6 protein-coding genes are annotated in these 10,725 nt (G+C 73.4%); 1 reads left to right on the forward strand and 5 read right to left on the reverse strand.

Translation table 11 applies throughout. The features are described from left to right. On the reverse strand, positions 1 to 1,145 hold a 1,145-nt coding region (locus R7226_RS29800), incomplete at its 3' end, for a PucR family transcriptional regulator ligand-binding domain-containing protein (protein WP_318601118.1). Positions 1,146 to 1,312: 167 nt separating this feature from the next. On the opposite strand from R7226_RS29800, the gene ald reads away from it, so the two are divergent. Then, the gene (gene ald / locus R7226_RS29805) at positions 1,313 to 2,398 is read left to right on the forward strand and encodes an alanine dehydrogenase (protein ID WP_318601119.1); all 1,086 of its coding nucleotides are present in this window, start codon (positions 1,313 to 1,315) and stop codon (positions 2,396 to 2,398) included. A 174-nt stretch (positions 2,399 to 2,572) separates the two neighbouring features. On the opposite strand, the gene R7226_RS29810 is transcribed toward ald, so the two are convergent. From R7226_RS29810 to R7226_RS29825, 4 genes are all read right to left on the reverse strand, one after another. Further along, positions 2,573 to 6,244: a family 78 glycoside hydrolase catalytic domain gene (locus tag R7226_RS29810; protein WP_318601120.1), complete on the reverse strand. Its 3,672-nt coding sequence runs from the start codon at positions 6,242 to 6,244 to the stop codon at positions 2,573 to 2,575. Between the two features lie 140 nt (positions 6,245 to 6,384). After that, entirely contained in the window at positions 6,385 to 8,133 is a 1,749-nt protein-coding gene (locus tag R7226_RS29815) for an NAD+ synthase (protein ID WP_318601122.1), read from the reverse strand. A gap of 45 nt (positions 8,134 to 8,178) precedes the next feature. After that, a complete protein-coding gene (locus tag R7226_RS29820; RefSeq protein WP_318601124.1) occupies positions 8,179 to 8,649 on the reverse strand; it encodes a hypothetical protein in 471 nt (156 codons plus the stop codon). 11 nt (positions 8,650 to 8,660) lie between these two features. Continuing rightward, complete coding sequence (locus R7226_RS29825; protein ID WP_318601125.1) at positions 8,661 to 10,157, reverse strand: WS/DGAT/MGAT family O-acyltransferase; 1,497 nt, start codon at positions 10,155 to 10,157, stop codon at positions 8,661 to 8,663. Between the last annotated feature and the right edge of the window lie 568 nt (positions 10,158 to 10,725).

Consider the following 10,725-nt stretch of genomic DNA (forward strand, 5'->3'; position numbering starts at 1 on the left):
CGCCGCGCGACCGCCGTTCGCAGCGCGGCGGCGGCCAGCTCGGCGGTCCGCTCGCGCTCGCCGCCGCCGTGCAGCGCCACCAGCGCCAGCAGCGTGCCGGCGCGCTCGCGCTGGCCGACGAGCGCCGGCGTGCCGCGGCCCTCCAGCTCGACCTGCGCGTCGCGCAGCACGAGGCTCCACTCGGCCGGCTCGACCTCCGCCTGCGTCTCTGCCGCCAGCGGCAGCAGCTGGCCTGACGCGGGCGCAAAGCCGATCAGCTGCGCCTGACGGCGCGCGGCGGTCGCGCTCAGGCGGCCGCTGGTGAGCGCCAGCAGGAAGCTGCCGCGCTCGCGCGCGACCAGCTCCTCCTCCTGGCGGCTGCGCAGCAGCGACAGCGCGACGAGGCCGGCGGCGCGGTCGAGCACCAGCCGCGCCAGCTCGTCGAGCGGGGCGGAGACCGGCAGCACGACGAGCCGCCCCGGCGCGCCGTGGCCGAGCGGGACGGGGGCGGAGAGGCCTGCCTGCCAGGCGCCTCGCCCACGCGACGTCGCCCACGCGTCGAGCGCCTCGTCCCCCTGCTCGTCGCCGCCGGGAACGGCGTGGGCGAGCACGCGACCGCTCGCCGCCTCCAGCACGACCGGCGTCGCGAACGTCTCGGCCAGCACGCGCAGCACCTCCGGGATGCCGCCGCCGTCGAGCACGACCTGCGTCAGCTGGCCGTGGATCTCGTCGCAGCGCTGCAGCACCGCATAGCGGCCGTTGACCAGCTCGGTGTGAATCGCCTCGGTGACCGGGATGAATCTGACGTCGCGGCGGAAGGCGACGAGCGGCAGCCCGCGCCGCTCGGCCTCGCGCACGAGCGCCGGCGGCAGGTCGTCGAGCGCGCCGCCCAGCTCGACGAACAGCGCCGCCGCGCCAGCCTCGTCGAGCTCCTGCACGAAACGGCGCTGGTCGGCCGCTCTGCGTCCGATCCCCATCCCGGTCGTCAGCAGCAGCTCGCCGCCGAGCAGCACCGACGCGATGTAGGAGACCTCGCCCGCGTGCACCCAGCGGATCGGCCGGTCGAGGTTGCGCTCGCCGGCGACGACGAGCGGCAGGCCGCGCTGCACGGGCGGCAGCGCGAGCGCCTGCGCGACGGTGATGCGAGGGGGGAGGTCGACGGTCATCGCAGCCGCAAGCTTCGCACAGCAGTGCTGCGACAGAACGTCTTGCGGTCTGCCGGTACGTGCGACGTTCCGTCGGGGTGATCTGAGGCTCGCCGCGCGAGACGCTTGCGTGCATCGAATGCGCCCGTCGGCTGGCGGCGGGGCACGGACTTCGAGGAGCTGGACAGATGCGCGTTGGCGTCGTGAAGGAGATCAAGCCCGCTGAGCGGCGCGTCGCGCTGACCCCGGCCGGTGCGGCCGAGCTGGTCGGAGCAGGTCATGAGGTGCTGGTCGAGGCCGGCGCCGGCGTCGGCTCCGGCTTCGCCGACGACGCCTACGCCACCGCCGGCGCGCAGCTGATCGGCGACGCCGCCACCGTCTGGGGCGACGCCGAGCTGCTCGTGAAGGTGAAGGAGCCGATCGCCGCCGAGTACCCGCTGCTGAGCGAGGAGACCGCGCTCTTCACGTACCTCCACCTCGCCGCCGAGCCGGCGCTGACCGACGCGCTCGTCTCCGCCCGCACGACCGGCATCGCCTACGAGACCGTCACCGAGACCGACGGCTCGCTGCCGCTGCTGGCACCGATGTCCGAGGTCGCAGGCCGCCTCGCCGGCCAGGCCGGCGCCTACTTCCTCCAGCACCCGCTCGGCGGGCGCGGCGTGCTGATCGGCGGCGTCCCCGGCGTCGCGCCGGCGCGCGTCGTCGTGATCGGCGGCGGCGTCGTCGGCTTCAACGCCGCCCGCGTCGCGGCCGGCATGGGCGCCGAGGTGACGATCCTCGAGCGCAGCCCGCGCCGCCTGCGCGAGCTGGAGGACCGCTTCGACGGCCGCATCCGCGTCGTCATGAGCGACCCGCTGTCGCTGGAGGAAGAGGTCTCCAACGCCGACGTCGTGATCGGCGCGGTCCTGATCCCGGGCGCCGCGGCGCCGAAGCTGATCACGCGCGAGCTGCTGTCGAAGATGCGCGAGCGCGCGGTGATCGTCGACGTGGCGATCGACCAGGGCGGCTGCGCTGAGACGTCGAGACCGACGACGCACGGCGAGCCGACCTATGTCGTCGACGGGATCCTCCACTACTGCGTCGCGAACATGCCCGGCGCCGTCCCCGCGACCTCGACGCGCGCGCTCACGAACGCGACGATGCCGTACGTCCGCGCGCTTGCCGACAAGGGCGTCGAGGCGGCGCTGGAGAGCGATCCCCGGCTCGCCGCCGGCCTCAACACGCAGGCTGGCGACGTCAAGATCGCCGACCTGCTGGCGCCCGTCGCGGCGTAGCCCAAGCCTCCTGGTTGCGAGCGTGCAATCGGCTGGCGCCGATTGCATTGGGAGATCGGCTGGCGCCGATCTCCCGGCCAGGAAACCGGGCGGGAGGCGCACCGTCAGCGCCTCCCGCCCCAGACCTGCCCCCCCGCGTAGAAGCCGCCTCCGAAGAGGCGGCTTCTTGCGTTCTCAGCGCTTCTTCTTCAGCGTCACGGTGAAGCCGGCGGCGCGCTCGCGCGAGCGGTTGCCGGCGCTGTCGGTCGCGACCAGCACGAGCCAGTGGGCGCCGCGCTGCAGCCGTCGCGTCGGGACCGTCCAGCTGTTGCGCCCGCTGCGCGCGGTGACGGTGCTGGTGCGCAGCTCGCGCCAGCCGCGGCCGCGCTCGCGCCGCTGCTGCAGCGCGATCCGCACCCGCGCCGGCTCGCTGACCGTGTAGCGCAGCGTCGCGCGGCGGCCGGCGACCACACGCGTGGGCGAGACCTTCGCGCCGTCGATCCGCGGCGCCGTTCTGTCTCTGCCGCCTCTTCTCGGCGGCTCTCTCGGCTCGCCCGGCTCTCTGCCGCCCGGCCCGGGGTCGGCGGCGATGAAGCGGTAGCTGCCGGAGCCGACCTCGTAGACGAGCGCGTCGGGTTCGCTGCGGAGGAATCTGACGCCCTCGCGCTGCGAGGGGACTTCGCCGGCCTCGCGGACCTCTTGGCCGACCGCCCGCGGGACGTGGACCTCGGCGACGGCGTTGACCGGCACCTCGACGTCGAGCCGCATGCGCCGGCCGTCGCGCGACCAGGCGCTGCGCGCCTGCCCGTAGTCGCTCTCGACGCTCGCGTTTGCGTCGGTCAGCGTGCCGCCCGGCGTCGGGCGCACGACGATGCGGCGGTAGCCCGGCGCGTCCGGGTCGGGCGCGATCCCGCCGACGGCGCCGTAGAGCCAGTCGCCGATCGAGCCGAGCCCGTAGTGGTTGAACGAGTTCATGCCCGGGTCCTGGAAGCCGCCGTCGACTCTGATGCCGTCCCAGCGCTCCCAGATCGTCGTCGCGCCGTTGCCGATCATGTAGCCCCACGACGGCCACGTGCGCTGTTCGAGGATCCGGTACGCGAGGTCGCCGCGGCCGGAGTCGGCGAGCACCGACAGCAGGAACGGCGTCCCGAGGAAGCCGGTCGAGAGGTGGCCGTCGCGCGCCTCGACGTTGGCGGCCAGTCTCGCGGCCGCCGCCGCGCGCGTCGCCTCCGGCACGAGGCCGAAGTGCAGCGCGAGCGCGTACGAGGTCTGGCTGCCGCTGCCGACGCGGCCGTCGGCGCGGACCCAGCGTCTCGCGAAGGCGTCGGCGATCTGGTCGTGGAGCGCTCTGAGCTGCGCCGCGTCGTCCTCCTTGCCGAGCACGAGCGCCGCTCTGCGCACAAGCTCGGTCGAGTAGCCGAAGAAGGCGGTCCCGATCAGGTCCTTCGGCGTGTCGGCATTCGCGAGCCAGTCGCCGTAGCCGGCGTCCGGCCGGATCAGGCCGTTGGAGTTCGCGCGCAGGTAGTCGATCCAGCGCACCATCGAGTCGTAGCTGTCGGCCAGCACGCGCGCGTCGCCGTAGTGCTCGTACAGCTCCCACGGAACGACCGTGCCGGCGTCGCCCCAGCCGGCGGTGCCCTCGCCGCAGCAGGTGCGCGGCGCGACGTCGGGGTAGGCGCCGTTGGCGCCCTGGCTGTCGCGCAGCGTCAGCAGCCACTGGTCGAGGTAGTTGGCGTAGTCGCCGTTGAACGCGGCGGTCGAGGCGAACGCCTGGATGTCGCCGGTCCAGCCGAGCCGCTCGTCGCGCTGCGAGGCGTCGGTCGGGACCGTCATGAAGTTGCTCCACTGGCCCCAGAGGATGTTCTGCTGGATCCGGTCGACGAGCGCGTCCGAGGTGCCGAAGCTGCCGTATCTCGGCGCGTCGGTCGTGACGACGCGGCCGTCGATGGCGTCGAGCGACGGCACGCCGGGATAGCCGGTCACCTCGACGTAGCGGAAGCCGTGGTAGGTGAAGCGCGGCTCCCACGTCTCGCCGGCCGGATCGCCGGAGAGCGTGTAGGTGTCGGTCTGCTGGGCGCCGCGCAGGTGCGCGCGGTAGAGCGTGCCGTCGTCTTCCAGCACCTCGCCGAAGCGCAGGCGGACTCTTCTGCCGGCCTCGCCGGTCACGTGAAGGCGCGCCCAGCCGGCGAAGTTCTGGCCCATGTCGAAGATGTAGGTCCCCGGCGCCGGCTGCGTGACCGCGACCGGTCTGAGCGTCTTCGTGACCCGGATCGGCGGCGCCTGGGCGGGGAAGACGGTCGTTCTCTCGCTGCGTCTGACCGCGTTCGGCCAGCCGCCGCTGAAGCTCGGTCGGTCCCAGCCGGGCTGCTCGGCGCGGGCGTCGAAGCTCTCGCCGTCGTAGATCCCCGACGCCTGCACGCCGCCGCTGCCGGCCCGCCAGCTGTCGTCGGTGACGATCCGCTCGCGCGTGCCATCGACGTAGGTGATCTCCAGCTGCGCCAGCAGCGCCGGCGTCGTGCCCCATCTGCGACCGCCCTGCAGGCGGCCGGCGTACCAGCCCTCACCGAGCAGCGCGCCGAGCGCGTTGGCACCGGGCCGCACGAGGCCGGTGACGTCGTAGGTCTGCGCCGGGACGTGCGCGTCGTACTCGGTCCAGCCGGGTGCCAGCAGCTCGTCGCCGACGCGTCTGCCGTTGATCCGCAGCTCGTAGATGCCGAGCGCGGAGACGTCGAGGCGGGCGCTCGCGATCGCTCTCGTCGCGCTGAACTCGCGCCGCAGGTAGGGCGAGGTGCCGCCGGGCAGCACGACGTTGGAGGCCCACGGGCCCTGGCCGTACGGCGCGGCGACGCGCGCCGCTCTCCAGCCGGAGTCGTCGAACGCCTGTGTCTGCCAGCCGGCGACCTCGCTGTCGTGCGCCTTCCAGCCGGCGCCGGTGCTGAGCGTCGTGGCAGGCGCGCCGCCGTCGTAGGTGACGCGCAGCCGGCCGAGGAAGCCGGTCGGGGATGGCGTGCCGTTCTCCTGCGTGAGGCGGTTTCTCGCCTGCACCGCGATCGTGTTGGCGCCCGCTCTGAGGTGTCTGGCGACGTCGATCGACTGCGCCTTCTGCCACGCGTCGCGGTCGCCCTCGCGCAGCTCGTGCGTGTCGGCGACGAGCGTGCCGTTGACGTAGACGGCCGCCTCGTCGTCAGCGGTGAAGATGAGGCGGCCGGAGGCGATCGGCGCGCTGTCGAGCGTGACCGTGCCGCGCAGCCAGCGCGTGACGGCCGGCACGCCGCCGACGGGGTCGTTCTCGTCGAACCAGATCCAGCTCGCGCCTCTGAAGTCGAGCGTGTCGGCCGGCGCGGCGATCCAGGAGGCGTCCCAGTCGGCGGCGTTCAGCAGACCGGTTTGGAAGGTCGCCGGGGCGGACCAGTCCGACGCGCGCCCGCGCTCGTCCCACACCTGCACCTTCCAGTGGTACCTCGTCGCCGTTCTGAGCGCGGGTCCGCGGTAGTCGACGTTGGCCGAGGCGCCGCTCTGCACGCGGCCGCTGTCCCACACGTCGCCGCTGCCGTTCGCGAGCGCGCTCGCGCTGCCGGCGAGCAGCACGCGGTAGGCCGACTGCGCGCGGCCGCGGCCGTCGCCGTCAAGGCGCCAGCCGAGGTTCGGGTCGGTCGTGCCGAGCCCGAGCGGCGCCTGCATGCGGTCGACGGTGAGGTGGTCGACCGACAGCTGCCGCGCTTGGGCGGCCGGCGCGGCGAGCGCGCTGACGGCAAACGCGAGCGCGGCCGTCGCGGCGAGGCCGCCGGCGCGTCCGGCCGAGCCGCCGGCGCGTGCGCCCAGCGACGTTCGGCGCCGGCCCAGGGGCCGGCGAACCGGTGCATGCATTCGTTCTCTCCTCCTACGCCACGGCGCACTCCCCGTACATCTGTGCGCGCCGATGATCGATTAGGTCGAAACGAACCTACCCATGCACCGGAAGAAAACGCAAGCGACCGTGTAACGCGATCGCCAGCGATTGTCAGCTTTCAGCCGAGATAGCGGTTGGTGATCGGGACGCGGCGGTCGCGGCCGAAGGCGCGGCCGGTGATCTTGATCCCGGGCGGCGCCTGGCGGCGCTTGTACTCGGCGCGGTCGACGAGCTTGATCACGTGGTCGATGTCCTCGGGCTTGAAGCCGCGCTGGATCAGCTGCTCGCGGCCGAGGTCCTGCTCGACGTAGCCGTCGAGGATCGGGTCGAGGACGGCGTAGGGCGGCAGCGAGTCCTCGTCCTTCTGATCCGGCCGCAGCTCGGCGCTCGGCGCGCGCTCGATGATCGCCGGCGGTATCAGCGGCTCGCCGCTGTCGGCGATCGCGACCTCGTTGCGGTGGCGTGTGAGCGCGTAGACGCGCGTCTTCGGGCAGTCCTTGATGACGGCGAAGCCGCCCGCGAGGTCGCCGTAGAGGGTCGAGTAGCCGACCGACATCTCCGACTTGTTGCCCGTCGCCAGCACGAGCCAGCCGAACTTGTTGGAGAGCGCCATCAGCAGGTTGCCGCGGATGCGCGCCTGCAGGTTCTCCTCGGTCAGGTCCGGGTCGCGGCCGGCGAACGGCTCGGCGAGCGTGCGCTCGTACGCCTCCATCGTCGGCGCGATGTCGAACTCGAACAGCTCGACGCCGAGGTTGCGCGCGAGCTGCCGGGCGTCCTCCTGCGTCTCGCTGGAGGAGTAGGGGGAGGGCATCACCGCGACGGCGACGCCGTCGGGGCCGAGCGCGTCGACCGCGATCGCCGCCACCAGCGCCGAGTCGACACCGCCGGAGAGGCCGAGCACGACCCGTCTGAAGCCGTTCTTGCCGACGTAGTCGCGCAGGCCGGCGACGAGCGCGGCATAGACCTCGGCCGTCTCGTCGAGCATCGGCGCGACCGGGCCGCCGGTGCGCAGCTGCTCGTCCGGCGCCGCCGCGGGCGGCAGCTCCAGCGTCGCGATCGTCGGCACCGCTCTCGCGTTCCTGCCGGCGGCGCGCAGGCGCGCGTCGCGCAGGCGGTAGGTGCGCGGCGCGAGCGGGTCGATCGTCGCGACCAGCAGCTCCTCGGTGAACTGGCCGGCGCGCGCGACGACCTCGCCGCGGTGGTCGAGCACGAGCGAGTGGCCGTCGAAGACCAGCTCGTCCTGGCCGCCGACGAGGCCGCAGAAGGCGACGACGCACATCGTGTCGCGCGCGCGCTGGATCAGCATCCGCTCGCGCTCGGCGCCCTTGCCGGCGTGGTAGGGCGAGGCGCTGAGGTTGACGATCACCGACGCGCCGGCGTACGCCTCGTCGGAGGCCGGCGGGCCGGCCTCCCAGATGTCCTCGCAGATCGTCAGCCCGATCTTCACGCCGCCGACGTCGATCAGCGCGCCGCCGTCGCCGGCGGCGAAGTAGCGCTGCTCGTCGAAGACGCCGTAGTTGGGCAGGTAGAGCTTGCGGTAGATCGCCTGCACCTTGCCGTCGGCGAGCACCGCGAGCGCGTTGTAGACGTCGTCGCCGCGCTCGGGGAAGCCGACGAGCGCGACGATCCCGGTCGCCTCCGCGGCGATCCGCTCCAGCGCCGCGCGCGCGTCGCTGAGGAAATGCTCCTTCAGCAGCAGGTCCTCCGGCGGGTAGCCGGTCAGCGCCAGCTCGGGGAAGAGCACGAGCTGCGCCTGCTGGCCGCGCGCGGCGGCGATGCCGTCGACGATCTTGCGCTCGTTGCCGGCGATGTCGCCGACCGTGGCGTTCAGCTGGCAGAGCGCGAGGCGAAGGGGACCTGTTGGCATGGGCTCATCATGCCATCGCGTCCCGCCGAGACGGCGGCCGACGCTCTACTCGGTGCCGCCGCCGAGCAGCTGCGACGCGAACTGCTCCAGCGCCGGGTCGGCCGGGTCGGCCGTTCTGAGGATCCGCTCGCCGCCGAGCGCGACGACGCCGTCGGTCCCCGCTCTGCGCGTCAGGATCACGGCCTGGCCGGCGGCCTCGATCGCGGGGTCGGGCGGGCCGGACAGTCTCTCCCGCAGCGCGACCAGCGCCGGCGGCGCTCTCGCGCCGCCGTAGACGACGAAGACGTCGCCGGCGCGCAGCAGTCTCACCTGCTCGCTGCCGAGGTAGTCCCGCGGCGTGGCGAAGGCGACGCCCGGCTGCGCGGTCGTGCCCTGGTCGACGTGCGCGTTGTCGCGCGAGTTGAGGAACATCACCAGCAGCACGACGGCGCCGAGGCCGATCGCGACGGCGAGCAGGCCGCCGCCGAGTCGGCGCAGGCCGCGATGCGACGGCTGGGCGGGCTGGTCGGCGGTCATCGCGGGAGACGCTATCGCGCGGCGCGGCCGGCAGCGGCGCGTGCCTTCTCGCCGGCTCTTCTGCTCGGCCGGCCGTTGCGGCGTCTGCGGGGCGTGTCGAGCGGCGGCAGCCCGGCGGCCACGGCCAGCTCCTCGAGCGCCTCCGACAGCTGCCCGGCGAGCAGCTCGAGATCGGGCAGCGCGTCGAAGTCTGCGTTGAGGCCGAACGAGATGCGGCCGTCGTAGCTCATGATCGCGATCCCGAGCGCTTGGTTCTGCGCCAGCGGCACCATCGGGTAGATCGCCTGCATCCGGCGGCCGAGCACGTACAGCGGCAGCTGCGGGCCGGGGACGTTCGTGACGACGAGGTTGAAGAAGCGCTGGTGGGCCTGCAGCCGCGCCGCCTGCGCCATCACCGTCGGCGGCGCGAAGCCGGTCAGCTCCGTCAGCACGCGCGCGCCGACCGCCTGGCCCGACTCCTTCAGCCCCTCCATCTCGCGCTTGACCAGCTCCAGCCGCTCCAGCGGGTCGGTCACGCCGACCGGCAGCCCGGCCCAGATCGCGGCGACCTGGTTGCCGAGCGCGCCGCGCTCGGCGTCGGCGCGCACCGAGACGGGGATCATCGCGCGCAGCACGAGGTCGATCGTCGGATGGCCGTGGGCGCGCAGGTAGCGGCCGAGGCCGCCGGCGACGGTCGCCAGCACGACGTCGTTGACGGTCCCGCCGAGCGCGTCCTTGATCGCCTTCACGCGCGACAGCTCGGCGTCGCTCCAGGTGAAGCGGCGGTGCGGGCCGATCCGTACGTTGAGCGGGCTCGGCGGCGCGCCGCGGACGCCCGGGAGCGTGAAGGAGCCGACCGCGGAGAGGTCGCCGACGACCTTTCTCAAGACCCGTCGCGGGGCGCGCAGGGAGGCGCGCATGCCGCGCGCGATCTCGCCCGGGACGGTCGTGCGCTCCAGCAGCGCGTCGGCGAGCAGCTGCGCGTTGGTCGGCAGCGGCCGCGGCACCCACGGCGCGTCGGGCGCGGGCGTCGGCGTCGGCTCGGGCGTGAGGTCGAACAGGACGGTCGTGATGTCGACGCCGGAGATCCCGTCGACGAGCGCGTGGTGGGTCTTGCCGAGCAGCGCGAAGCGGCCGTCGGCGAGCCCTTCGACGAGCCACAGCTCCCACAACGGCTTGTTGCGGTCGAGCTGCTGCGAGAAGGCGCGGCCGGCGAGCTGCTTCAGCTCCTCCTCGCCGCCGGGCGAGGGGAGCGCGTGGTGCTGGACGTGGTACCGCGTGTTGAAGTGGGGATCGTCGACCCACACCGGGCGGCCTTGGGAGAGCGGCACGAACGCGAGCCGCTGGCGATATCGCGGCACCAGGTGCAGGCGCGCCTCGACATGCGCGACCAACTCGTCGTGGGTCGGCGGCGGCCCCTCGAACACCATGCACGATGCGACGTGCATGTGGGTCGCGGAGTCGTGCTCGAGGTGGAGGAACGAGGAGTCGAGCCCCGTCAGGCGGTCGCGGTTGGCCACGGACGCCATTCTGGCCCTTCGGCGACGGCCGCGCAACGCATCAGGTTCGATCAGTTCTTCAGAAGTTTGTGCAGGAATGGCCGTGAAATCGGTCAGAACTCTGACCTGATTGGCCTGTTCTGTGAGATCGGGCACAGAGACCCTGGCGCCTGGGGCTACCGTGGCCGACCACAACCGACCTGCCGAGTCGCCCCTGTCCGAAACGGGGGCGAACGGGGGACCCACAGCCGGGATCGCCAGTGCGAATCCTTCCCGGCGGGGGCGAATCGGCGGCTGCTGCCGCCGTAGCGACGACCGACCGTCATGCCGAGCGCACCACGCTGATGCGGGTGCGCCGCGGGCCGTCTTGCCGCCGCGAGCCCGTCAGCTAACCCCGTAGGCGTGTGGTCGGCTCACAGGAGGTCACACTCCGTTGCCCACGCAACCCCACCAGTTGCGCGTGCGCCCGCGGCATGTCGCGGCCGGCGCGCTCGCGATCGCCACCGCATTTCCCGCCACCGCGCTCGCCGTCTCCGGCGCCGCGGGCGCGCCCGCCGCGAAGGCGCCCGCCGCGGCTGCCCCGCCAGCCGCCGGCGCT

It is taken from the genome of Conexibacter stalactiti (genome assembly GCF_033542075.1).
In the GTDB taxonomy this organism is placed as follows: Bacteria; Actinomycetota; Thermoleophilia; order Solirubrobacterales; family Solirubrobacteraceae; genus Conexibacter; species Conexibacter stalactiti.